This window comes from Pontibacter chinhatensis (assembly GCF_900113285.1).
Lineage (GTDB): Bacteria > Bacteroidota > Bacteroidia > Cytophagales > Hymenobacteraceae > Pontibacter > Pontibacter chinhatensis.
In genome coordinates this window covers 208313-231502 of sequence record NZ_FOOT01000006.1, presented here as the reverse complement: position 1 = coordinate 231502, position 23190 = coordinate 208313, and the positions used below count along the sequence as shown (strand labels likewise).

20 protein-coding genes are annotated in these 23190 nt (G+C 52.7%); 8 read left to right on the top strand and 12 right to left on the bottom strand.

From position 1 onward, the window contains the following. The first annotated feature begins 202 nt into the window (after positions 1-202). Positions 203-1012 carry a hypothetical protein gene (locus BM040_RS21840; protein WP_175491106.1) on the top strand — a complete coding sequence of 270 codons (810 nt, stop codon included), beginning with the start codon at positions 203-205 and terminating at the stop codon, positions 1010-1012. A 36-nt stretch (positions 1013-1048) separates the two neighbouring features. Then, positions 1049-2380, top strand: a complete 1332-nt coding sequence (locus BM040_RS17425; protein WP_092104205.1) for an MFS transporter — start codon at positions 1049-1051, stop codon at positions 2378-2380. Between the two features lie 419 nt (positions 2381-2799). Here BM040_RS17425 and BM040_RS17420 read toward each other — a convergent pair whose 3' ends face one another. Continuing rightward, on the bottom strand, positions 2800-4461 hold the full coding sequence (locus BM040_RS17420; RefSeq protein ID WP_092104203.1) for an amidohydrolase: 1662 nt from the start codon (positions 4459-4461) through the stop codon (positions 2800-2802). A gap of 9 nt (positions 4462-4470) precedes the next feature. Next, on the bottom strand, positions 4471-5244 hold the full coding sequence (locus BM040_RS17415; protein ID WP_092104201.1) for an AMP nucleosidase: 774 nt from the start codon (positions 5242-5244) through the stop codon (positions 4471-4473). A gap of 90 nt (positions 5245-5334) precedes the next feature. On the opposite strand from BM040_RS17415, the gene BM040_RS17410 reads away from it, so the two are divergent. Continuing rightward, positions 5335-5784 (top strand): type I restriction enzyme HsdR N-terminal domain-containing protein, encoded by a 450-nt coding sequence (locus tag BM040_RS17410; protein WP_092104199.1) that lies wholly within the window; start codon positions 5335-5337, stop codon positions 5782-5784. 358 nt (positions 5785-6142) lie between these two features. Here the strand turns inward: BM040_RS17410 and BM040_RS17405 are convergent, their stop codons facing one another. From BM040_RS17405 to BM040_RS17395, 3 genes are all read right to left on the bottom strand, one after another. Continuing rightward, entirely contained in the window at positions 6143-8017 is a 1875-nt protein-coding gene (locus tag BM040_RS17405; protein WP_092104197.1) for an LTA synthase family protein, read from the bottom strand. A gap of 147 nt (positions 8018-8164) precedes the next feature. Beyond that, the gene (ald, locus tag BM040_RS17400) at positions 8165-9277 is read right to left on the bottom strand and encodes an alanine dehydrogenase (protein ID WP_092104195.1); all 1113 of its coding nucleotides are present in this window, start codon (positions 9275-9277) and stop codon (positions 8165-8167) included. A 255-nt stretch (positions 9278-9532) separates the two neighbouring features. Continuing rightward, the gene (locus BM040_RS17395) at positions 9533-10309 is read right to left on the bottom strand and encodes a DUF1573 domain-containing protein (protein WP_092104193.1); all 777 of its coding nucleotides are present in this window, start codon (positions 10307-10309) and stop codon (positions 9533-9535) included. A gap of 191 nt (positions 10310-10500) precedes the next feature. Between BM040_RS17395 and BM040_RS17390 the strand changes: the two genes are divergently transcribed. Then, positions 10501-12909: a thiamine pyrophosphate-dependent enzyme gene (locus tag BM040_RS17390; RefSeq protein WP_092104191.1), complete on the top strand. Its 2409-nt coding sequence runs from the start codon at positions 10501-10503 to the stop codon at positions 12907-12909. 93 nt (positions 12910-13002) lie between these two features. Here the strand turns inward: BM040_RS17390 and BM040_RS17385 are convergent, their stop codons facing one another. Further along, entirely contained in the window at positions 13003-13758 is a 756-nt protein-coding gene (locus BM040_RS17385; protein ID WP_262502469.1) for an SDR family NAD(P)-dependent oxidoreductase, read from the bottom strand. Between the two features lie 288 nt (positions 13759-14046). Between BM040_RS17385 and mug the strand changes: the two genes are divergently transcribed. Together mug and BM040_RS17375 are read left to right on the top strand one after the other, a co-directional pair. Next, positions 14047-14610: a G/U mismatch-specific DNA glycosylase gene (mug, locus tag BM040_RS17380; RefSeq protein ID WP_175491105.1), complete on the top strand. Its 564-nt coding sequence runs from the start codon at positions 14047-14049 to the stop codon at positions 14608-14610. A 126-nt stretch (positions 14611-14736) separates the two neighbouring features. Then, positions 14737-15675 carry an NADP-dependent oxidoreductase gene (locus tag BM040_RS17375; protein WP_245756280.1) on the top strand — a complete coding sequence of 313 codons (939 nt, stop codon included), beginning with the start codon at positions 14737-14739 and terminating at the stop codon, positions 15673-15675. A gap of 71 nt (positions 15676-15746) precedes the next feature. Here the strand turns inward: BM040_RS17375 and BM040_RS17370 are convergent, their stop codons facing one another. The 3 genes from BM040_RS17370 to BM040_RS17360 form a co-directional block, all read right to left on the bottom strand. Then, positions 15747-16373, bottom strand: a complete 627-nt coding sequence (locus tag BM040_RS17370; RefSeq protein ID WP_092104186.1) for an HAD family hydrolase — start codon at positions 16371-16373, stop codon at positions 15747-15749. 101 nt (positions 16374-16474) lie between these two features. Continuing rightward, on the bottom strand, positions 16475-16831 hold the full coding sequence (locus BM040_RS17365; protein WP_092104184.1) for a hypothetical protein: 357 nt from the start codon (positions 16829-16831) through the stop codon (positions 16475-16477). Positions 16832-16922: 91 nt separating this feature from the next. Further along, complete coding sequence (locus BM040_RS17360; protein ID WP_092104182.1) at positions 16923-18491, bottom strand: N-acyl-D-amino-acid deacylase family protein; 1569 nt, start codon at positions 18489-18491, stop codon at positions 16923-16925. Positions 18492-18807: 316 nt separating this feature from the next. Here BM040_RS17360 and BM040_RS17355 point away from each other — a divergent pair, with 316 nt between their 5' ends. Continuing rightward, positions 18808-19920 carry an acyltransferase family protein gene (locus BM040_RS17355; RefSeq protein WP_092104180.1) on the top strand — a complete coding sequence of 371 codons (1113 nt, stop codon included), beginning with the start codon at positions 18808-18810 and terminating at the stop codon, positions 19918-19920. Positions 19921-19941: 21 nt separating this feature from the next. Here BM040_RS17355 and cysQ read toward each other — a convergent pair whose 3' ends face one another. Both cysQ and cysC read right to left on the bottom strand, forming a co-directional pair. Next, positions 19942-20730: a 3'(2'),5'-bisphosphate nucleotidase CysQ gene (gene cysQ, locus BM040_RS17350; RefSeq protein WP_217646792.1), complete on the bottom strand. Its 789-nt coding sequence runs from the start codon at positions 20728-20730 to the stop codon at positions 19942-19944. Between the two features lie 110 nt (positions 20731-20840). Then, complete coding sequence (gene cysC / locus BM040_RS17345; protein WP_092104178.1) at positions 20841-21455, bottom strand: adenylyl-sulfate kinase; 615 nt, start codon at positions 21453-21455, stop codon at positions 20841-20843. A gap of 121 nt (positions 21456-21576) precedes the next feature. On the opposite strand from cysC, the gene BM040_RS17340 reads away from it, so the two are divergent. After that, positions 21577-22467 carry a sulfotransferase domain-containing protein gene (locus BM040_RS17340; RefSeq protein ID WP_092104177.1) on the top strand — a complete coding sequence of 297 codons (891 nt, stop codon included), beginning with the start codon at positions 21577-21579 and terminating at the stop codon, positions 22465-22467. A 6-nt stretch (positions 22468-22473) separates the two neighbouring features. On the opposite strand, the gene BM040_RS17335 is transcribed toward BM040_RS17340, so the two are convergent. Further along, positions 22474-22968: a hypothetical protein gene (locus BM040_RS17335; RefSeq protein WP_092104175.1), complete on the bottom strand. Its 495-nt coding sequence runs from the start codon at positions 22966-22968 to the stop codon at positions 22474-22476. Between the last annotated feature and the right edge of the window lie 222 nt (positions 22969-23190).

Here is a 23190-nt window from a genome sequence, read left to right as displayed (position 1 = left end):
CAATAAAGATCTAATGGATTTATACCGCATTCAGGGGCAAGAGCGTGAAGCCATCTTCCTTTATGATGATACGATGCTAGTACTGAAGGGGTACACAGCTGAGAAATCTCAAACATTGGACATGTTTCCGGCTGCTCTTGCAAGACTATGGGAGCTATGGGAAAAGTCAGGTTCTTCCAAGGTTTTCTCTAAATGGCATGTTTTGAATACGGCTTATCTTGAGCAATTAGGGGAGTATTCGAAAATAGCCGACTCCATAGCTCAGGCAGAGGCATTGGTTGAGGCAAAGAAAGTCAATACAAGTTGGTATAACCGGAAATTCAATTCCTACATCATCGTCTACGCCCTGCTGCAAAGCAGGCAGTATGAGAAAGGCCTCAGGTTAGCGGCCGAGAACATCAAGCTTTTTGGAAAACACTCTGCCAATTGGTTTGCCTTTATGGAGAACTATGTGCTACTGGCCATGCACAGCAAGCAGTACGAGCTGGCTGAGGAGTTGCTGAGAGACGTGATAGAAGGCGAGCATCTGAGGAAACTCGGGGACAGCAGCATTGAGCGCTGGGAGCTGTACAGGCGTTACTTCGCCTTTGCAGTGGCGCAAGAGCGGGAGGAGCAGTTGCAGGACTTATCCACCGGGATCACGACTAAGCTGCTCATTCTGCCTAACGATAAAGTTGGCTTCAACCTGGCTTTGCTGGTGCTGGATGTGCTGGAGAAACTGGCTGCCCCTCATGTGGAAGATCTCGCGCTGCACGCAGAGCGGGTACGAAAGTACACACGCAAGCACCTGAAAGGGGAGAAGGCCGAAAGGCCCCGGATTTTTATGCGGCTACTGTTGTTGGTGCTTACCAAAAGCAGCGCGGAGGCGCGTGCGCAAGGAGAAGAGCTGCTGGAAAAACTAAAGACGACCCCACTTCCCGGAGATGCCTTCACGGAGGTGGAAATTGTGCCCTACGAGCACCTCTGGGAACTGGCGCTGCACTTACTAAATCGGCGGGAGCAGCTGCTGTAGTGATGTCTGGCTGCGTTATTTTTACTACTTTTCGGGATGGAAAAAAATAACCCCACCGTTACCAGGGCCTGGTGTTTCTATGACTGGGCCAACTCGGTTTACTCACTTGTTATTACCTCCACCATCTTCCCGATTTATTTTAGCGCGGTAGCCAGAAAACCGGATGGCAGTTCCGTGGTCAACTTCCTGGGTTTTGATCTGGACAGCTCGGTGCTGTTCACGTACGCCATTTCGGCCGCTTTTCTGATCATCGCGTTCATGAGCCCGTTTCTGACGGCCATCGCCGACTACAGCGGGCGTAAAAAGCTGTTCCTGCAGCTGTTTTGTTACCTGGGGGCGCTTTCCTGCGCGGGCTTATACTTTTTCACGGCCGAAACGTTTAACCTGTCGGTTATACTTTTTGTGCTGGCCACTATTGGCTTTAGCGGCAGTATCGTGTTCTACAACGCGTATTTGCCAGAGATTGCCACCGAAGACCAGTACGACCGCCTGAGCGCAAGGGGCTTTTCGATGGGCTACATTGGCAGCGTGATCCTGCTGATTTTTAACCTGGCGATGATCATGCAGCCCGGTTGGTTTGGCATCGCCGCTGATAACACCTCGCTGCCGCCCCGCATTGCCTTTCTGAGCACGGGCATCTGGTGGCTAGGCTTTGCCCAGTATACGTTTTACCATTTGCCCGGCAACGTATACAACCGCAAACCGAAGGGCAGCTGGATACTCAATGGCTTTAAGGAACTCAAAAAGGTACTGGACCAGGTAAAAAATCTGCCGTTGCTCAAGCGTTTCCTACTGGCCTACTTCTTCTACAACATGGGCGTGCAAACGGTAATGTACCTGGCCGCCATCTTCGGAGAAGTGGAGCTGCGCCTGCCAAGCGATGTGCTTATCATCACCATACTTATCATACAACTGGTGGCCATAGCCGGTGCCTATGCCTTTGCCCGTCTCTCCGAAAAGTATGGAAACGTGCGGGCGCTGATTGTGGCGGTGCTGGTTTGGATAGGCATCTGCATCGGCGCATACTTTACACACGGGCAGCTGCAGTTTTATGCCCTGGCGGCGGTGGTAGGTTCTGTGATGGGCGGTATACAGTCGCTGTCGCGCTCTACGTACTCCAAGCTGATTCCGGCGACTACGAAAGACCACGCCTCCTACTTTAGCTTTTATGATGTAACCGAGAAAATATCCATCGTGCTGGGCACCTTCGCCTACGGTATGATTGCCCAGGTAACAGGCTCTATGCGTAACAGCATCATGGCCCTGATTACCTTCTTTGCCCTGGGGCTGCTGTTCCTGCTGATGATGCGAAACAAGCGGGTGCTGGAGGCGCAGCCGGAGAGCGCTCATGCCCTGGGCGGTAAGTAGCTATACTTTTTGTGATGGGACAAAAGACTATTAGACAAAGGACAAAAGACTTTTGAAGTATAAAAGGCCTTGCATTAATGTGTTGACTTGGGCTTACTGTCTATACTCTATACTTTATAACCTGACTTACGATGAACCCACCCCTAACCCCTCCGAGGAGGGGAATTCCTGCTTGTGTAATATAATTCCCCTCCTGTGGACTACCGAGAACGAGAGTTCGAAGGTAGCGAGCGTAGCTCTAAGGGGGTGGGTTTACACCTTCTCCAAAGTATAAGTCGCAACGTGCGTTTTATACTTTCATCCAATAGACCCTCCATACTTCCCCAAAAAGAAAGTCCGCTGAAGTATAAACCTCAGCGGACTTTATAATTTAACGAGAGAGTATCTTCTAACTCCCAAACTCATCAACTCCTAAACTTTTACTTCTTGTACACCAGCTTGCCATCCAGGTAGGTGCGCAGCACTTGGGCCTCGCGCATCTGCTCTGGCGCAACGGTCATCAGGTCGCGGTCCAGAAGTATAAAGTCGGCGAACTTGCCCGGCTCTATACTTCCCTTCTCGTTCTCCTCGAAGTTAGACTTAGCAGCCCAGATGGTCATGCCGCGCAGGGCATCTTCCCGGCTCATAGCATTTTCCATCTGGAAACCTCCTTCGGGCCAGTTCTTCGCATCCTGCCGCGCCACAGCCGAGTGGAAAGTATAAAACGGATTTATGCTTTCTACCGGGAAGTCAGTGCCCAGCGGGATGTAGCCGTTCTGCTCCATCAGCTCTTTAAACGGATAGGCATGCTTCACGCGCTCTTTGCCCAGGCGGTCGCCGGCCCAGTACATGTCTGAAGTAGCGTGCGTAGGCTGCACCGACGGAATGATGTTATACTTGCCAAACTTGGCCATATCGGCAGGGTTGATGATTTGGGCGTGCTCGATGCGCCAGCGCTTGTCGTTTTCGCCTCCCAAAATCTCCCCGTAAATATCCAGCAGCAGGCGGTTGGCCGAGTCGCCGATGGCGTGCGTGTTCATCTGGAAGCCGTGCTCGTTCAGCTTGGCAGCGATATCGCGGAACTCCTGCTCCGAGGCCAGCAAGAAGCCATACTGGCCATGCTTATCGTGGTAAGGCTCCAGCAGGCAAGCACCTCTCGACCCCAGTGCGCCATCAGAGTATATCTTGAAAGAGCGCACATTCAGCCGGTCGGTTTTGTAGGGACCGTTTTTAAAGTAGTAGTCCTGGTTGCCCAGGGTAGGGTTCAGCATGGCGTATACGCGCATCTGCAGCTCGCCCTTCCGGTGCATGTCGTCAATCAAATCCACTGTGGCTTTGTCGATTCCCGCGTCATCCACCGTCGTTAGGCCAAAGGCAAAGGTGTTCGCTTCTGCTATTTTCAGTGCCTCGCGGCTTTCCTCCTCCGTCGGGGCCGGGATTTTGGAGGACACCAAATCAATGGCATTATCGACCAGTATACCCGTCATCTTGCCGTTCTCCACTTCCACCAGGCCGCCCACCAGCTTTGTTTGCGGCGTTACGCCTGCCAGGTCCAGGGCTTTCTGGTTAGCCAGTGCCGCGTGCCCGTCGATGCGCGTCAGCAGCACCGGAGTGTCGGGGAAGAGCAGGTCCAGCGTGTCCTTGGTCGGGAACTCCTTCACGGGCCAGTCGTTCTGGTCCCAGCCGCGGCCGGTAATCCAGTCAGCCTCCGGGTACTTCTGGCGGTGATCCACTACCTTCTGCACCACCTCCTTAAACGACTCGGTATCCACCAGGTCAGCCGACTGCAGCGACAAGCCGTAGCGGTAGAAGTGGGCGTGGGCGTCTATAAAACCGGGGTAGATGGTTTTGCCCTCGGCATCCAGTTCTTCGGCGGCTTTATACTTGCCGCGGATTTCCTCCGAAGTGCCAACAGCCACAATTTTTCCGTCTTTCACGGCGAAGGCCTCCGCCTTATCGAAGTTCTCGTTAACCGTGTACACGTTTCCGTTGTAGACGATCAGGTCGGCTGGCTCGGAGCCTGTGCTAGAGCTGGTGCAGCTGCCTAACAAGGTGCCACCCAACAGGAGGGCGGCGGCAAGGGTGCGTAAGGTTCTGGTCATAGTGTTGGTTTACTCGAAGCGCATATGTTTTACGGATTCTCCGGAGTTGATTAGCTCCAGCAGTGAGTCGATGCCGATGCTCAGGTGTTTCTCCACGTAGTTGGTTGTCACGAGCTTGTCGCTTTCCGAGGTCTTCACGCCCTCCGGGATCATCGGGTTGTCAGACACCAAGAGCAGGGCCCCGTGCGGGATCTCGTTGATAAAGCCTACGGTAAAGATGGTGGCCGTTTCCATGTCGATGCCCATGGCGCGGATCTGGCGCAGGTAATCTTTAAAGTCGTCGTCGTGCTCCCACACGCGGCGGTTGGTGGTATATACCGTGCCGGTCCAGTAATCGAGCTCGTGCTTTTTGATCATGGAAGAAACCGCACGCTGCAGGCGGAACGAAGGCAGGGCCGGGATTTCCGGTGGCAGGTAGTCGTCGGAGGTACCCTCGCCGCGGATGGCTGCAATCGGAAGTATAAGGTCGCCTATCTGCGTTTTCTTTTTTAGGCCGCCGCACTTGCCCAGGAACAGGGCCGCCTTAGGCTTGATGGCCGAGAGCAGGTCCATCACCGTGGCCGCCATGGCACTGCCCATGCCAAAGTTAATGATGGTGATGTTGTTGGCAGTGGCTGTTTGCATAGGCTTATCCAGGCCTTTTATCTCCACGCCGAAACGGTCGGCAAACATGCGCACATAGTTAATAAAGTTGGTGAGCAGAATATACTCCCCAAACTCGTCGAGGGGCACGCCGGTGTAGCGTGGCAGCCAGTCGCTTACTATTTCCTCTTTACTTTTCATGGGTTTTACTGATTAGTTAGGTACAAAAAAACCGCCTTGGCAGCAGCGGCTACTGGGGCGGAGGTAGCAGGAAAAAGGTTAAATTGCAGTATGGATGCCCTCAATTTACCTCCCTTTGACTACAAAGTTACGAAATCAGGTTCTAATTATCTGATTTTTGATATACTTCGCCGCAAAAACGTCGTGCTGACCCCGGAGGAATGGGTGCGCCAGCATTTTGTGCATTATCTCATCCACACGCTCGGCTATCCCAAAAGCCTCATTAGCATAGAGCGCGGCACCCGCTACAACAAGTTGCAGAAGCGTACCGACCTTTGCGTTTACAACCAGGAGGGCCAACCGCACCTGCTGCTCGAGTGCAAAGCCGTTCATGTACCTATTACGCAGGATGTTATAAAGCAGGTGTCTACCTACAACCAAACCTTGCGCGCCCGGTACGTGGTTATCTCCAACGGCCTGCAGCACTACTGCTGGCAAGTAAACTTCGAAACCCGCACGTATGAGCCGCTGCCGGAGGTGCCGGGGTATAATTTTGAATGAGTGATGGAATGGATGAGTGAATGGTTTGGGCTTTTAATGAGGAGATGGCTTGAGCTTACTATCACCATAGCCAGTGGAACAAAGTCCTTGGAACTTGCCCTCGCTCGCGTCCCGCGAGTGTGAGTTATCCCGTGGCCTCTGGCCATTTTATTCTACTATCAGACAAGTAGTAGGTATCTAAAATTGTTTTGCCTCTGATTTTTATGGCGAGAGCTTCCTCGCTCGTAACTAGCTATGTGGAGTCTCTGGCCCCTTTCGTATAACAAGCGACCATAGGCCGCCCTTTGTCTCACACTCGCGGGACGCGAGCGAGAGCAGCCTCTTCAACATACCTATTCGCTCAATCACTCATTCAGAATTAGAATTCCTTCCAGAAGTATAGCCGGTTGTTTACCAGGCCGTTCCGGAAATACTGCACCTGCGCCTTCAGCAGCTGCTCGGCCTGTGGGGCAGGGGAGGCGGGGGCCAGGTCGGGGAAAGTATAAAACTGCAGCGCATCGTCCTGATTAAGCATCGTTACAACCTCCGGTTGCACAAGCAGGTAAGAAGAGCCATTATAAAGTATAGCATTGCCTGTAGTTACTGTATCGAACAGCGATTTGCTGAAGGGCAGCAGCTTGTCGGTTTTAACCTGCAGGAAATCCACCACGGTGGCCGGTATATCGGCGTGCTGCGCCACTCTGCCAGCATCTATACTTTCCAGATTCTTACCTGGGTGGAACAGCAACAGCGGTACCCGGAAGTTGCCCAGCTCGTTCTGATAGGCCGGGTTTATACTTTTCTGGGTATGATCGGCGGTAAGTATAAACAGGGTGTTTTCGTACCAAGGCTGGCGGGCGGCGGACTTGAAGAACTGCCTTAGCGCATGGTCGGCGTAGCCGATGGACTCGTGTATCTCCAGCTCACCTTTCGGGAAGCGACCTTTATACTTGTCCGGGATGGTATAAGGCTGATGCGAACTTAGTGTAAACAGCGTTGCCATGAACGGCTGTTGGAAACCTGTGAGTTCCTTAGACACATATTGCAGGTAGGGCTCATCAAAGATGCCCCATTGCCCGTCGAAATCCTGCTTGCGCAGGCTGGAGGGATATTCATCTAGTCCGTAGTACTCCTGCATCCCCGCCCGGATAGCGAAGTTGTTGAACCCCATCGAGCCGTTGGCCGCCCCATGGAACATGGCCGTGTGGTAGCCCTCCTGTTGCAGGATAGTGCCTAGTCCGTAGATCTCGTTGGCCTGGTAAGGGGAAGTAATGAAAGGCTCCGGCATGAGGGAGGGCATCCCGGCAAGTATAGAGGGCAGCGACTCGATAGACTTCCGGCCGTTGGCAAAGGCATCCCGAAACAGCACCCCCTGCGTAGCCAGCGAGTCCAGGAAGGGCGTATAGCCCTGGCCGTTGTTCAGCGCGCCCACATACTCGGCGGCAAAGCTCTCCAGGATGATGATCACCACATTCTGCTTTTCTGCAGTACCCTGGGCCTGGTTATACTTTTGCGGGTCAAATTGAAGCGCTTGGAGTAGCTCCTGCTCCGTTCCGAAGTAGTTTTTCTGCTCCAGGGTAGTTTGCCCGATACCTTTGATGAAGGTGAAGGGGCTGTTGAGCGTCAGGTGGCCCAGGGCAGCCGGCTCCACTACAAAAGCATGGCTGGGGCGGAGCGGCTTCAATTGCAGCCCTCCCCGGATGCCGAGCACCACAAAACCTGCTACCAGCACCAGCCTCAGCCCACGCAACCATACTTTAGGGGCAGGCGAGGGCAGGGCAGGAGCCTTCGGGAAGGCCCTGGCCAAGCCAAGTACCAGCAGCACAAAGCCCAACGTAAGGTACCAGTAGTAACCCAGCAACTGAATTAACTGACTGGTAATGTCGCCGGTAATGGAGAAAAGCTCGTTGCTGGTACGGCGGCCAATGAATTTGAAGAACTCCACATCCACAATGGCAAGGGCTATAAAAGGGGCGTTGCAAAGTATAAATACCCATTTCAGCACCCGCTGGTAAGTAGGGTGCAGCGTATTGCCTACCGGGGAAAGCGACAGAAGTATAAAAACCGAGTTAATGATAAGTATAGCCGCCACATCGAAGCGCAGGCCATGGGCAAAGGCAAACAGCAGCTTAACTGCATCGGCACCGGCAAACTCAGCCGGATTGAAAATATAAAAGAGCAGACGCAGCAGCGTGTAGAGCACCAGCAAAAGGCCCAGGCGGCGCAGCATCAGTTTAAAAGCCGTGTCGAACATCGCGGTTCTTTCGTGTTAAAGTATAGCCTGTCGCCAGGGGCAGGCTTATGGCCGGGGTGCGCAATTTACCGCTCCCCGGTGGCACAAAAATAAGGGCGCCTTCCTGACAAAGTCAAAAAGGCGCCCATTTATACTTGTTTTATCTGGTTACAGCACTTCTTCTACTGGCGTGTATGGCAGGTTAAACGCCTCGGCTACGCCAGCATAAACTACTTTGCCGTTTACCACGTTCAGGCCTTTCTTCAGCTCGGCGTTATCGGCGCAAGCCTGCTTCCAGCCTTTGTTGGCTACCATCAGCACGTATGGCATGGTGGCGTTGGTCAGGGCCTGGGTAGAAGTATAAGGTACGGCGCCCGGCATGTTTGCCACGCAGTAATGCACCACGTCGTCGATGATGAAGGTTGGGTTCTCGTGCGTCGTCGGCTTGCAGGTTTCGATACAGCCACCCTGGTCTACAGCTACGTCAACCAGCACTGTGCCCGGACGCATATCCTTCAGCATGTCTCTGGTGATAAGGCGAGGAGCCTTAGCGCCTGGGATAAGCACCGCACCGATAATCAGGTCGTGTGTAGGCAGCAACTGGCGAACGTTGTACTCATTAGACATGAGCGTGTTCACGTTAGCTGGCATGATATCGTCCAGGTAACGTAGACGGGCCAGGTTAGTGTCCATGATGGTTACATCGGCACCCATACCGGCAGCAATCTTAGCTGCGTTGGTACCCACTACACCACCACCCAGGATCAGCACTTTGGCAGGGCGAACGCCCGGTACGCCACCCAGCAGAATGCCACGGCCTTTCAGCGGCTTCTCCAGGTATTTAGCACCTTGCTGCACCGCCATACGGCCGGCTACCTCCGACATCGGCACCAGCAGCGGCAGGCTGCGGTCTGCGCGCTCTACGGTTTCGTAGGCAAGGCACACCGCATTGCGCTCAATCATGGCTGCGGTTAGCGGCTCATGGGAGGCAAAGTGGAAGTAGGTGAACAGCAGTTGGTTATCTTTAACCAGATTGTACTCTGACTCAATAGGCTCTTTTACTTTCACGATCATGTCGGCGATACCGTACACTTCCTCAATGCTGGGAAGGATGGTGGCACCGGCTGCTTCGTACTCAGCATCCACAAAACCGCTGCCTTCGCCGGCAGTAGCCTGTACATATACGGTGTGGCCATTGCGCACCAGTTCAGTTACGCCGGCAGGTGTTACGCCCACGCGGTTCTCATTATTCTTGATTTCCTTCGGAACGCCGATTATCATATCGCAATCAGTTTAATTTGACAGGTTTTTTGAATTTAGATGCGCAAAGATACCATTAGTTTGCTGAAATAAAATAGTTCTTGCTGAATGTAGTATAACCGCTTGATAAAGAGTAGGTAAATGTGCTTAAAGTATGCAATTTAAGCAGCTTTACAGTGCGGTTTAGGGAGGGCTATAAATGAAAAAAGGCAGCGATAAAATCACTGCCATTAGTACAAAATAAAACTATGAAAAAAACTATCTGAAAGGTGTCGGCTATTTGCCCTCCCTTATCATATCTTTAGATGCCTTTGCCTCTTTCGCTTCCACTACGTTTGCCTTCAGCGTCAGCCTGAGGTTAGGCATAATCAAATCATTTGAAAGAACGGTTACTACCTCGTTTTGCTCCCCTAACATCGCGGGAGCGTACCTTAGTTCCAAAGTTGCCACCTCGCCGGGTTTAATTTCTGCCTTGGAGCTGCGGTACTGCACACAGTTGCAGGCGCTCTTCACACCCTGTATGATAAGGGGCTTGCGGCCTGTGTTCCGAATCAGGAATTTAGCTACAGGTTTTTGTCCTTTTTCAAGGTTTCCGAAGCTGTAACTGGTGCTTCCGACTGCCAAACGCGACGAAAGTGCCTTTTGTTCCGGGGTGATAGCCGAAATTAAATCTTTCGGGCCAACCTCACCTTTTATGTACAAAACATGCTGCGGCTTCTCAGAATTGTTCGATAAAACCGTTATGCTTTTGTAAAACGGGCCCGGCCGGCCTGTTGAATTATACACAGCTGTAATCGTGCCAATTTCTCCTGGCAATATAGGCGCTTTGGTCCAGGAGGGGGTAGTACAGCCGCAAGCTGCCTGCACACTAGGTATAACCACCGGCTCAGTTCCCTCGTTTTTCACCTTGAATACATAGGTGGCCTGCGTGCCCTCAGCTATGGTGCCGAAGTCATGGGTTTCCTTTTCAAAAACCAGTTTCCCCTGTGCCTTAGCTGTATAGCCTGCAAATATAAAACACAACAGCGTTAATAGAAATAGCTTACTTGTCATATGTAAATAAGGGAACGGCATTACTGCACCTAAATTCGGAGATTTTTAGTGCAAAACAAATATACGAGAATCTTTTTTCAAACACAGCGGCGGTACTTTCTGAGGGCTGCCCAGAGCATCGCCAAATTTGAATTTAGGGGAATCTTATGTACTTTTGAATGGAAAAAGACCATTGGTTTAAACGATATCACATGCAAACCGCTGAAGTATCTATCATACAGAGACTAACTTCCGAAGAAATATTAAATGATTACCGCATTGCCTGGGAAAGCCGCCAGGCCAGCCTTACCGGCCGCAAGGAGGTATTTATGGGCAAGGCCAAATTCGGCATTTTCGGGGATGGCAAAGAGCTGGCCCAACTGGCCATGGCCAAGTTCTTCCGCAACGGCGACTTCCGCTCCGGCTACTACCGCGACCAGACTTTTATGTTCGCGGTTGGCGAGCTGACGCTGCAGCAGTACTTTGCCCAGCTGTACGCCCACACCGATGTGGAGGCAGAGCCTTCTACCGCCGGGCGCGCCATGAACGGCCACTTCGGCACCCGATCGCTCGACGATGAGGGCAACTGGAAAAACCTGATGGAGCAGAAGAACTCCAGCGCCGATATTTCGCCTACGGCTGCCCAGATGCCCCGCCTGCTGGGTCTGGCCTATGCCTCTAAGCTCTACCGCCAGAACCCGGCCCTGCAGGGCATGACGAACTTTTCAGTTAACGGCAACGAGGTAGCCTTTGGCACCATCGGCAACGCCTCCACCTCCGAGGGAATGTTTTTTGAGGCCGTAAACGCGGCGGGTGTGCTGCAAGTGCCGATGCTGGTGTCTGTTTGGGACGATGGCTACGGTATTTCGGTGCCTGCCGAGTACCAGACCACCAAAGGAAGTATATCCGAGATTCTGGCCGGTTTCCAGCGCAACGCCGAAGGGGAGCAGGGCTACGAGATTTTTAAGGTGAAGGGATGGGACTACCTCGCCCTTTGCGAGACTTACGAGGCAGCTGTGCGCGTATGCCGCGAGCAGCATGTGCCGGTGCTGGTGCACGTAGAGGAAATGACGCAGCCGCAGGGCCACTCTACCTCTGGCTCTCACGAGCGCTATAAGTCGAAGGAGCGCCTGGACTGGGAAGCTGAGTATGACTGCATCAAAAAGATGCGCGAGTGGATCCTGGAGAGTGAAATTGCCTCCGAAGAGCAACTAGCCCAGATAGAGGCAGAAGCGAAGGAAGCCGTGAAAGTAGCCCGCAGCGATGCATGGAACGACTTTGCCAACGACATTCAGAAAGACCACGACGAGGCACTGCGCCTGCTGGATGGACTGGCTAATGCCAGTGAGCACATCACGCAGATTGCCACCATTACCGAGGAGCTTCGCAAAACGCTGAACCCGATCCGCAGTGACGCAGTTAGAGCGGTGCGCAAGGCTCTGCGCTATGTGCGCGACGAGCGAAACCAAGCCAAGCGTGAGCTGGTGGAGTGGCTGGAGCAGGTGCAGGGCGAGAACGCTGAGCGCTACAACTCCTACCTGTACAGCCAATCTGAGGAGTCGGCACTGCTGGTAGAAGAAGTAAAGCCGGAGTTTGACGAGAATTCGCCGGTGGTGGACGGCCGCGAGGTGCTGCAGGCCTGCTTCGACGCTATCCTTTCCCGCGACCCACGCGTGTTCGCCATTGGCGAGGACGTAGGCTTTATCGGCGACGTGAACCAGGCCTTTGCCGGCCTGCAGGAGAAGCATGGCGAGTTGCGCGTAACCGATACTGGTATCCGGGAGTGCACGATTGTGGGACAGGGGATAGGTGCCGCCCTGCGCGGCTTGCGGCCGATCACCGAGATCCAATACCTGGATTACCTGCTTTATGCCATCCAGATTCTGTCCGACGATGTGGCCTGCTTGCAGTACCGCACCAAAGGTGGCCAAAAGGCTCCGCTGATTGTGCGCACCCGTGGCCACCGCCTGGAGGGTATCTGGCATTCGGGCTCTCCGATTGGCATGATCCTGCACAGCATCCGGGGCATGCACGTGCTGGTGCCGCGTAACATGACACAGGCAGCAGGCTTTTATAACACCCTGCTCAAGTCCGACGAGCCGGCGCTGGTGATCGAGTGCCTAAACGGCTACCGCCTGAAAGAGCGCATCCCAAATAACATTGGCGAGTTCACCGTGCCGCTTGGCAAACCGGAGATCCTCAGAGAAGGAACCGACATCACGATCGTTACCTATGGCTCGATGTGCCGCATTGTGATGGAAGCCGCCCGCCAGCTGGAGGAGTTTGGCATCTCGGCCGAAGTAATCGATGTGCAGACGCTACTGCCTTTCGACGTGGACCACATGATCACGGACTCGATCCGTAAGACTAACCGCGTGCTGTTTGCCGACGAGGACGTGCCGGGCGGCGCAACGGCCTTTATGATGCAGCAGGTAGTGGATGAGCAGGGCGCCTGGAGATGGCTGGATTCCAAGCCGCAATGCCTGTCGGCGCATGCACACCGTCCGCCTTACGGCTCTGACGGCGACTATTTCTCCAAGCCAAACACGGAGGATGTGTTTGAGGCGGTATATGAAATTCTGCACGAAGCAGACTCAAAAACCTATCCGGCTATCTATTAAGTAAGTATAGAAGTATAGCCAAGTATAAAGTATACTTTCAATTTATAAATCCCCGGCCGCTTCGGTTGCCGGGGATTTTTTATACTTGCCGGATTACCTGAACCTGGTGCTCATGCCTCCGTCTATCACAAACGATTGGCCTATTATATAATCAGCCTCCCCGGAAGCGAGCCAAAGCATCAGGGACGCTACCTCGGCGGGGTCGCCGATACGATTTTCAGGTATAAACTGCTCATACTTGGCACGAACCTCCTGCAGCCTGCTCTCATCCCCACCGCATTGGCCCAGCATTGCCTTCTTAAGCAGCGGCGTATCGAAAGCACCCGGTACAACAGCATTTACGCGGATGTGAGAGGTAGCCAGTTCCAAGGCGGCAGACTTGGTCAGGGCCAGCACGCCTGCTTTGGAGGCAGCATACAAAGCCCCGTACTCCACACCGCCAAGCCCATTTACAGAGGAAACATTGAGGATACTGCACCTGGAAGAGGTGTTCGGTAGCATCAGCCGTATCTGGTGCTTCATGCACAACCACAGCCCCTTAAGGTTTACGCCGAACGTGTAATCATACTCTTCCTCTGTGAATTCCTGCACAGGTTTACCAACTCCCGTGTCTGCCGCGGCACTGTTTATGGCAACATCAATCGTTTTGAAGCTTTCTGCCACTTGTTCGAAGGCGCGGCTGATGGAGGCGGGGTCGTTCAGATCGACAGCAAGAAAGGTTATGCCTTCGGTGCCAGGGAAGGCTGCTGTTGCCTTTTCCGGTGTCCTTGCCAGAATGATTACCTGTGCACCAGCCGTGTGAAAGGCCTTTGCTGCTGCCAACCCAATGCCGGAGCTGCCGCCCGTTATAAGAACTGTTTTGCCTGTGTAGTTGTACGTGACTATCTTTTTCAGAAGTTTAGAGGTGTTTGATGCCAGGAGATTAATCTCCCATACTTACCAGGCCTGTTAAAAGTTGGAAAAGCAGCAGATGCTGCTTATTTCTGTTGTGTTTTATACTTTGGCTGAAGGCAGTTAGCGGCTCATCCTTAGCAGCGGCCATTACTCTGTAGTAAAGTTTGGGTATAATAGCTGAACATCAGGCAAATAGTGGTGAAAAGCATAACCGTTGCCTGAAGGCCGGAGTAAAAGGGAAGTATGTTGTCAACCAAAAGTCCCACCAAAGAAGAATTGGCCGCCGCCTCCGGAAAAACCGTTCCTGATATTCTCGTTCCAGGTCTTAAAGTCATATTCTGCGGCATCAACCCGGGTTTATATACGGCTCTAAAGGGCCATCACTTTGCGCGACCGGGAAACCGCTTCTGGCCCACGCTTTATGCAGCCGGCTTCACGCCCGAAAAGTACCAGCCCCACCAGGAGGAGGAGTTGCTCCAGCTCGGCTATGGCATCACCAACATTGTAGGCAGGGCTACGGCTAATGCAGCCGAACTGAACAAAACAGAGTTAATTGAAGGAGGGATAGAACTGGTGGAGAAAATGATTTTGTACCAGCCGCAGGTGCTGGCGCTGCTGGGCCTCTCCGCCTACCGGGTAGCCTTTGGCAAGGCGACAGCCGAGATTGGGCTGCAGGAACAGACGATTGGGCAAACCAAACTCTGGGTGCTGCCAAACCCGAGCGGCCTGAACGCGCACTTCCCGCCCAAAAAGCTTGCCCAGGTTTATGGGGAGCTGCGCCGTTACGTGGAGCAACTGGAAGCCTGAGTCTGCTTTTAAAACCTCTTTACCCTTTTGCCTGTACTTTTTGAAAATACCAGAAGAGCATTGGGGGGGAATGCGCTCATCCTATGCTTACTATACATACCAAAGAAATAAGCTATGGCAAAACAAATGAGAGCTGCAACCTACACAGAGTTCGGTGGGCCGGAAAAAGTAAGTATAACTACGGTGGATATACCAGCGGTAGGCGAAGGAGAGGTGCTGGTGCGCATCAAGGCTGCCGGGGTGAACCCGGTGGATTATGCGGTGCGCGAAGGATACCTGAAGGAGAATCTGCCTAGCAGTTTTCCGGTTATACCCGGCTGGGACATGGCAGGAGAGGTAGTAGAAAGAGGCTTCAGCGCCAGGAGGTTCGACGTAGGAGCAGAAGTATACGCCTATGCCCGCAGGCCTGTGGTGCAGCACGGCACTTTTGCCGAGTACGTCGTGATACCGGAAAGCTACCTGGCGCTAAGGCCACAGAATATTTCGTGGGAGGCGGCGGCAGGCATACCCCTGGTGGGATTGACAGCTTACCAATCGTTGTTTGATGCCGGGAAGCTGCAGCAGGGGCAGACGGTGCTGATATTGGGTGCTTCAGGCGGCGTAGGCAGCCTGGGTATACAACTGGCTAAGGCCAAAGGCGCTACTGTGATAGGTGTGGCCAGCCAGAAAAACCAGCAGTACATGCGCGAGCTTGGTGCTGATTATACAGTAGATTATAAAAGCGCCCATGTAGGGGAGGCCGTACAGCAGCTGGTGCCGGAAGGCGTAGACCTTATCTTCGACTGCGCCAGCGGCGAAACCTTGCAGCAAAGCCTGCAGGCGCTCAAGCCGTCCGGAAAGCTGGTCTCTATCCTGAACCACGGTACAGACCTGGATCCCGCCATCGATTTTACCTATGTGTTTGTGGAGCCTAATTCTCGCCAGCTAGGCCACCTGCGGGAACTGGCAGAAGCTGGTAAGCTGCGCGTGCCCGTAAGCCAGACCTATACTTTGGATGAAACTGTAGAAGCGATGAAACAAATACAGACGTCGCATACGACAGGTAAGATAGTGATTGTGCCATAGGCACCTTCAGTTGATAATTACAAAGTATAAAGGGTAGCAATGCGTTGCTACCCTTTATACTTTGTAACCCCTTATTTTTGATAAGGGTGAATCTTCCCGTCATCATCCACCAGAAAGGCTTTGTCCGCTTCGTCGAGTATGGCTTCTTTGCTATCGGAGTAGGCTTCCACGATCTGAGGCTTCTTCTCCTTGAAATGCTTTATAATGCGGCGCAGTTTTTCTTCCTCTTTGCAGGCCTCGCCGATTACCTTGTAGGTGCCGTCTTCATACTTTACCTGCGTGCCCGCAAAACCATCTACCGGAAAAAGGTCGAACAGCGGCTTTACGTATAGCTCCAACCCGCCAGTGGCACAGAAAAGCTGCACGCCTTCCTTCCTCATTTTCTCGAAGTAGCCCTTCAGTTCCTGGTTAAAGTTCTCCGGATATTCCTTTGCCCAGAACTCTTTGGCCAGCTTTTCTACCTGCTCGGGCGGCAGTTCGTCGAGGTAGTTGAAGAAGTTCTCCTTAAATTCGGTTTGGCGTATCTGGTGCAGCTTTTTCAGCAGTTTGTAGTAGGCCATCTCAAAAGCAAACAGGATGCGCTTCGGCTGCTTGCTAACCACAAACTTGTAGAACTCATCCTTGGAGCTCTTGTTGTAAAACGTGCCGTTCAGGTCGAATACGATAAGCCTGACTTCTTTTTCCTCGCTTTTTGCCACTGTGCTTTTTGCTGGTGATGCTGTAGGTATACGCGCAAAAGCAGTAACTTGCCTGTACAATCCGGGGATTTAAGAGGAGCAGGCGGGGTTTAAGTAACATTTTATTTTAATCGTACTTCGATAGTTCTTTTATCTGTATCAATGTCAATCCAGTTCATAGATTCTTCACTTGGAATGGTTTCGGCCAAATCATATCCTTTTTGCAAACTATTCAATGCTTTTTCCCCGAACCTAATTGTCATTGTATACTCACCTTGTCCGTCTCTACCTATCCAAGCTTTTGTTTCGACTTTATGCGTCTTCCTTAATTCTGCTTCATTTATTGGTTCGCATAACACTCCATCACACAAGAAACCTTTCAAATCTGTTCTGTCGCTGTTTTTAAAAGTCCGCCCCAAATGAAATTCCAATTCTGTACAGAAGTCTTCATTGAAAGGAGTGTTCGCCATATTTTCCATGTTTGATTGAGCTTGCACCTAACAGAAGTATAAGGAATAACTAAAAATATAAGTCCCGCCTGTCAGTAGCAAGCGGGACTTATATTTTTAGTTATTCCCTGTTTTTCCGGAGCACTTTTCCCAGGCGCTCTGTGGCGTAGGTCTCTTCTTCTTTGGCCGGTTTGCCACCAATCAGCACATACCGGAAGCCACTGGCCAGCTGGTCTGGCTTCTCGTAGGTGGCGTTTTCCCTCACTTCGGATGGGTTAAAGATGAGGATATCAGCTTTGTAGCCGGGCTTGAGCAGGCCACGCTGCTGCAGACCGATGGTTTCGGCAGGCAGGCCAGTCATTTTGCGTACTGCCTCCTGCAGCGTCAGCACCTTTTTCCCGTTCACGTAGGTCTCAATGATTTTGGCGAAGGAGCCATAGCCTCTGGGGTGGTGCATACTTGGGCTGCCGTCTGAGCCTATCATCACGTAGGGATCCAGCAGCAGCCCCTCCTGCAACTCCTCGTTCATGATGAAGTAGGCCCCGCTGGCCCCGTATGGCCCGATGTTGTCCACCAGTACATCCTCGAAGGGCTTGTTGAGCTCCTTGGCAATCTGCTCCAGGTTTTTGCCGGTATAGCGTCCCGAGCCAATCAGCGTGGCCTCCGGTCCGTTGCGTTGCATCACCCTGTTGCGGAGGTAGGTTCTCAGTTCCTCCTTGCGGGTTCTCAGCACCTCCTTGTAATCGTGCGGCGACTTGGCCCAGTCCGGGAAAAGAATGGCGATGCCGGTGAAGCTGGCCGTGTAAGGGTAGAAGTCGGCCGTGACTTTGGTGCCGCTTTGGCGGGCGCTGTCGAGTACCTGCAGCACCTGCTTTGCCCTTTCCCGGCCTTTGCCATACACCACCTTAATGTGCGACACATGCACCGGACAGTATTGTCCCTGCGCCAGCAGCTCCCGTATCGACGCCTCTACCAAGGAGTCGTCTTCGTTGCGCATGTGGCTCATCACCAGGCCATTTTTGGACCCCACCACTTTAGCCAGCCTGTTCAGCTCCTCGCTGGTGGCGTAGTAGCCGGGGTTATACTCCAGGCCGGTGGTCAGGCCATAGCAGCCGGCGTCCATGGCGTCGGTCACCAGGTCTTCCATCGCCTTCATATACTCCTCGGCAGGCTGTTTCTCGTACATGGCCCCCGAAAGTACGCGCAGTGAGTTATGGCCGGCAAACATGGCGATGTTTACGCCGGGTCGGGCGGCATCCACCGAGTCCATCCAGGCGCTCATGTCTTTGTTGTTGTGGCTGAAGCCGTCCTGGCCCAAACTGATGGTGGTGACGCCCATGGCCAAGAAGTTTTTGAATTCCGGCTCTTTCAGCGGATCGCCGTGGGCGTGTGTATCGATAAAGCCGGGAGTGACCACCATGCCGGTGGCATCAATCGTTTTCAGGGCTTTGTACACAAAGGCCTTGTCTTTGTCAATCAGGGCGATGGTGTCGGCACCTACCAGGATGTTAGCGGTGTAGGGCTCAGAGCCGGTGCCATCCACCACGGAGGCGTTCTGGATCAGCAGGTCGTAGGTTAGCTGCCGCGCCTTGTTCTCCTGTTCCTGTTGACCGGTGCCCTGGCAGGAAGTGAAAATGGCCGCTGCCACGAGCGGATAAAAGAGCTTTGTGAAGGGTTTATACTTTGCCATAGAGGGTGTTTATACTTCGTTGCAGCCGGGAATGGCTATACGTTTACCAGCCATACGCGCTCCGTGCTCAAACGGAAGTTTAAGTTACGCAGAAGTATGGCAGGAAAACAATATTTATACCTGGCACACGCTAAAAGGCGATCAAATCTGAGATGTGTAAGAAAAGTTCAAGTGAATTGACAGCATCTGGTGCAGGTACAGCTGAAGTATAGCATCACTAAATCAGCCAATGTTTCCTAATCAGCGTATGAAAATAAATTGTGTTATATTATTAAATATTTTAACATATTTTATTTTAAGGTATAGGTGACGGCTTATGGACCACATAAAGCAACTTGACAGCATCCGGGCGATGGCCGTGCTGCTGGTCATTATTACACATTGGTTCCCGGAAGGCCACTGGCTTAATAGCTACACAAGCGTATTTAATGGCGTGGATATTTTCTTTGTGCTGAGTGGCTTTTTGATAACAACCATCCTGCTGGTGAACAGGAACGAAGCCGAACGCATCGGTACGAGCAAGCTGACAGTTTTCAGGAACTTCTTTACCCGAAGAGCCCTCCGTATCTTCCCGATATACTACCTCACCCTTGTGGTTTTATACTTGCTTGGCCCGCTAACAGAATCGAATATCCGGGAGAATTACCTTTATTTCTTTACCTATACTTCCAACTTATACTTTTTCGAGCAGCAGCAATGGGACGGCATGCTGTCGCATCTTTGGTCGTTGGCTGTGGAGGAACAGTTCTACCTGGTGTGGCCATGGGCGATGCTGTATCTGAACAAACCATACTTGCTGCCGTTTATCTTCATTTCCATACTTATAGGCATTACCAGCCAGCTTTTCCTGCTAAACCAGGACTTCGGCGATATCCTCACGTTTGCCTGCTTTGATGCCTTCGGCTTAGGTGCATTGCTAGCCTGGGTAAGGGTTTACCAGCCATCATTCCTGCCAAAACTTTTCAAGTACTCCCTGGCGCTGGCGCTGATTTGCTTTGGTTTGCAGATTTTAAGGGTCATGGGCCAGAGCAGCTACCTGGTTCTGCCTTCCCGAACACTTACCGCTGTCTGTACGCTAAGCGTGATTGCGGGCATTATTTTATACAAAGAGAGGCAACTGCCAGTCCTCAGCAAGGTCTTTGGAAATTCCTCCTTGCTGTTTATCGGCAAAATCAGCTACGGAATTTATTTGTACCACCTGATGATACCCTACTTCTCTTATGGACTCCTGGGCAGCGTTAATGCTTACTTCTGGCCATTGGGTAGCGAGCTATTTATCTTTTACCTCGTGCGACTAGAGAATTTCTGCCTGCTCATTTTGCTGTCCGCTTTGTCCTGGAGGCTGCTTGAGTACCCTATCCTGCGGTTTAAAACCTACTTTGAGTATCAGAATGACAAATTATATCAACCCAGGAAAATACTGCTCTGATACCTAAAACTACATCTTGGCTTAGAAGGCAATAAAATCCGGGTTGTGTAAATCCTCCTTGTTATAGGTTAGCTCCTGCTGCAAATCCTCCTGGTAGATGCCCCGCTTCAGGGCGTTCAGCAGGGCGTGGGCGGCGGCGGTGTCCCATTCCATGGTAGGGGCGAAGCGGGGATAGAGGTCGGCCTTGCCTTCGGCCAATAGCATAAACTTTAGCGAGCTGCCCATGCTGCTGGTGCTGGCGCCGGGGAAGCGACGAATAAACTCCTCTGTTTTGGAATTTAGATGGGTGCGCGAGGCGACAATCGTCAGGCCCGGCTTCTGGTGCAGGTCTTCCAACGTATAGCTTCCGGGCAAAGGCAGTAACTGTGTTTTCACTCCCTTTTCTTCCCTGTAAACGCCCGTTGCCGCCGAACCAAAGTATAAACTGCCCAGCACGGGGGCATAAATAACGCCAGCCACGGGTTTGTGGTGGTGCATCAAGGCGATGTTGACGGTAAACTCCCCGTTGCGCTTCAGAAACTCCTTCGTGCCATCCAGCGGGTCCACGAGCCAGTACCATTCCCATTGCTGCCGCAGCTCATAGGGATGCTGCTGTCCTTCTTCTGAAAGTATGGGCAGGCCCGAGATAGCCAGATCCCTGCTGATGACCTCGTGCGCGGCGCGGTCGGCTTTGGTGAGGGGAGAATCATCCGACTTCATACTTACATCGAACTCCCCGGAAGTATAAACTTGCATGATGGCGGCTCCGGCCTCCAGTGCGGCTGCGCGGGCTATCTGCAGCAGATCGGTTATACTTAGTGTAACGTTCACAAGAATATGATTTAAGGGATGTGAGAAAGTATACGTTATAAGCTTGGCAATGACCTGTTCTTACTGCTGATACAGCCCCTCCTCCTGGAAGAATCAGGCAGACGCTGGTACTACATGGCCGCTTTCATGCGCTGCTGCAGCCGCAGGTGCGGTTCTACAAAAGTAATCAGTTTATCCAGTGAGTTCTCTATACTTTCTTTATCGGTTCTGATGGTCATGTCGGGCTGGGGCGGTTCTTCGTAGGGGGCACTGATGCCGGTGAAGTTTGCAATAAGGCCTGCCCGCGCTTTGGCGTAGAGGCCTTTGGTATCGCGCTGCTCGCATACCTGCAGAGGGCAACTGATGTATACTTCCGTAAACCGGTCCGGCCCTACAATCTGCCTGGCCAGCTCCCTTTCCTCGGCATAAGGCGAGATGAAGGCGCAAATCACCACCATCCCCGCGTCCAGCAGGAGCCTGCTCACCTCGGCCACCCGGCGAATGTTCTCCTTCCTATCCTGTTCGCTAAAGCCCAGATCGCGGCACAGGCCGTTACGGATGTTGTCGCCATCGAGCAGGTATACTTTGTAGCCCCGGTGAAAAAGGTGATGCTCCAGGCGCAGCGCCAGCGTGCTCTTGCCCGAGCCGGAGAGGCCGGTGAGCCACACCAGCTGCGGCTCCTGCTGCATTAATTGCCTGCGTTGTTCGGGGCATACTTTGGATTTAAAGGGATAGATGTTTTTCATGCCTTTCGTCGGGTTAGGGTAGCACAAAGTATAAATAACGCTACTTCTGCCACCTTGTACGGCAATAAGCTGCCTGAAGCCGTATAGCAGCCTGATCCTATACTTTAAAATCTTTTACGCTATGAAAATACTGCAGGGCGGAGCCCCTAAGTGCGGCAACCTTTGGCTTTACCAGATCATCCAGCAGGTGCTGGAACGAAGCAGCCAGCCTGCTTCCAGCTTTATCCAGCGGCAGCCTATCTACGAACTTGCCAAAACCTGGGAACTCAACTACCCCACCCAGGCCAGCATCGACGTGCTGGATATTACCGACCTGCAGTACAGCTACCGCATCAGCAGCATCTTCCGAATGCCCGTGGAAAGTATAAAAGACTACGTGGCGCTGACCGACCACGTCTGGACCCACTCACCGGTCTGTAAGCGTAGCGGCGAATTGTTCAGCCTGTTTGATAAGAAAGTATACATCGTGCGCGACCCCCGCGACCGGGCCATCTCGGCTTCGAAATATTATACTTCAGACTACATGCTCAAGTATTACCCGCAGGAGGAAACCGACCCCAAGCGCTACCTGGAGAAGCACTTCGATACGTTGCTGCTGGAATGGGTTTGGCACGTATACGACCACCTGCGCTACAGCCGGGAGCACCACATTCACATTGCTTTTTACGAGGGCTTTTTGCTGGACTTTCAGCAGGAGCTGGGCCGTTTGCTCGATTACCTGGAGGTGCGCCTGAGCGAGCAGGAGCGGGAGGAGCTGCAGCAGGCCATGAGTTTTGCCACCATGAAAAGCAAAAACCCAAAGCACCTGAAACAGGGGCAGTCAGGCTACTGGATGGATCAGTTTACGGAAAAGCAGGCGGAGCAGGCCGACATCATCGCCGGCCCGCTGCTTCGTTTTCTGGGTTACCCGGCTGGCGAAGGGCAGCCCATAAGCTACCGCACCGAGCCGCCCCACCAGGATTTTGAAGCCCTGAAGCAGGAACTCATCGCCTCGCAGCAGCCACTGTACTAGGAGTAGTTACCATACGCCGAGCTGCCGCCCAATAGTTTTCAGCTGGCCAATATGGTAGCCAGTGTGGTGCAGCGTGGTCAGGGCGGCCCAGGAGATGGTTTTGCCATTTGGTTGCACTGCAAATAGATCTGTAGTCGGGTCCTGCACCAAATTGATCATTTCATCCAGCTCCTGCGCGTAGGCATCGATGGCTAGGTACCATTCCTGCTCGCTCTCCGGCACGTGGTTTTCGGGCCAGTGGGCATCCGGCCATACATTCACATCCTGTTCCGGGTGCTTCATAAAGTTCAGGAGCGTCTGCTGCCGTGCCCGAATGTGGCCCAGCAGAATCCAGGCTGAGAAGTGCAGCCCGTCAAGTATCACTCCGGCTTTTTTATAATCGAACTCCCGCAGCAGGATGACATTCGGCGCAAACCCGCCTTGCAGCAATTCCACCAGCTGCGCTCTTACCAGGCTGTCTACTGGCTGCGCTGTTTGTATACTTTTCAAGTCTGTTTTCATTGATGGTTTATACTTTCAGATCATCCGAAACGGGAGCAGGAGGGGTTGGGTTTATACTTGCCGGTTTATACTTTCCTAGCCGCTTCTTCCTTCCACTTGACACAAGCTATTCTTGCTAGCTACTGTTCCTCCTCCAGCCCTACATAAGCTATTGTTTCACCTCTAGCATTGGAGCTCTCAAGCCCGAGAGGGCTCGCCTTCGGGCATCGCGCGGTGTACATT